This window comes from Amycolatopsis rhizosphaerae (assembly GCF_007713715.1).
Classification (GTDB): Bacteria; Actinomycetota; Actinomycetes; order Mycobacteriales; family Pseudonocardiaceae; genus Amycolatopsis_E; species Amycolatopsis_E rhizosphaerae.
In genome coordinates, this window is the sequence record NZ_VJWX01000820.1 from 1 (window position 1) to 1,541 (window position 1,541).

1 protein-coding gene is annotated in these 1,541 nt (G+C 66.6%); it reads left to right on the forward strand.

Annotated features, from left to right (window positions below):
* Nucleotides 1–192: 192 nt before the first annotated feature.
* Nucleotides 193–1,314: an IS630 family transposase gene (locus FNH05_RS37155; RefSeq protein ID WP_144593503.1), complete on the forward strand. Its 1,122-nt coding sequence runs from the start codon at nucleotides 193–195 to the stop codon at nucleotides 1,312–1,314.
* Nucleotides 1,315–1,541 lie beyond the last annotated feature (227 nt).

Below are 1,541 nucleotides of genomic sequence, written 5' to 3' on the forward strand. Positions count from 1 at the left end.
GGGCTAGGAACGCGGCCAGCAGGGTAGGACACCCGTACTGCTGGTCCTAGTCGGGCACACCAATGTCAACTCCAACTCCCCGGTCTCCTCATCGAGGCACTGGCTAGTGCTTTGTCCATGAACGTTGGCCGGTTTGGTGACACGCCGGTCAGCGTTCGGGGCGGCTGATCGGCTTGCGGCCAGGCTGGGTGGATGGCAGATCCAGTCCGGGTGCGCAGGCTGACCGATCATGAGGGTCAGCGGCTGCAGCAGATCGTGCGTAGAGGGACGGGTTCCGCGGTGCGGCTGCGGCGGGCGATGGTGGTGCTGGCCTCGGCCGGCGGGAACACCGTCCCGGCGATCGCCCGGCTGGTCCAGGGTGACGAGGACGCGATCCGCGGCGTGATCCACCGGTTCAACGAGACAGGCATGGCCAGCCTGGACCCTCGGTGGGCGGGTGGCCGTCCCCGCCTGATCAGCCCTGAAGACGAAGCCTTCATCGTCGCGACGGCCACCACGCGACCTGAGGCACTCGAGCAGCCCTTCACCCGCTGGAGCCTGCGCAAGCTCGCCGCCTACCTGGCCAAGAACCCGCACCAGGTCGTGCAGGTCGGGCGGGAACGGCTACGGCAGTTCCTGCACAAACACGACATCACCTTCCAGCGAACCAAGACCTGGAAGGAGTCCAACGACCCCGACCGGGACGCCAAACTCTCCCGAATCGAGCACGTCACCAGCAAGTTCGGCGACCGGGTGTTCGCCTTCGACGAGTTCGGGCCCCTCACCATCCGGCCCCACCTGGGTGCCGGCTGGGCTCGACAAGGACATCCGGACCGGCTGCCTGCGAACTACCGCAAGCTGCACGGGGTCCGGCAGTTCCACGGCTGCTACTCCGTGGGCGAGGACACCCTCTGGGGCATCGTCCGCACCAGGAAGTCCGCTGCCAACACCCTGGCCGCACTCACATCGATCCGCGCCGCCCGCCCGGACGGAGCACCGATCTACATCATCCTGGACAACCTCTCCGCCCACCGCGGCCAGACGATCCGCAACTGGGCGGCACGCAACAACGTCGAGCTGTGCTTCACCCCGACCTACTCGTCCTGGGCCAACCCGATCGAGGCGCACTTCGGGCTGCTGCGCACCTTCGTCATCGCAGGATCGAACCACACCAACCACCCGGTGCTGGCTCGTCGGCTGCACGACTATCTGCGCTGGCGCAACGCCAACGCCCGCCACCCTGACGTGCTCGCCGCACAACGTCGTGAACGCGCACGAGTCCGCAGCGAGAAGAGCATCCGCTGGGGCGGGCAACACCTCACCCCAGCCGCCTGACCAACCCGGCGAACCTATCTGGACAGGGCACTAGCGACGGCGGGCCAGGCTCTCTCCCTAGAACGACCGTAGTGAACTGCTCACCACAGCCGGTACCGGTGGCTCGTCCACTTTCGGCTACAACGGCGACGGTCTGATGACTTCCCGCGCCGACGCGGACCGGAACCATCAGCTACACCTAGTGCCTCTCCCGGAAACGTTGGTGTTGTAATCGTGTCGGCTTGACC

Bases quoted from the DNA above. Each gene is read 5' to 3' on its own strand.
- FNH05_RS37155 (WP_144593503.1), top strand. From the start codon at position 193: ATGGCAGATCCAGTCCGGGTGCGCAGGCTGACCGATCATGAGGGTCAG.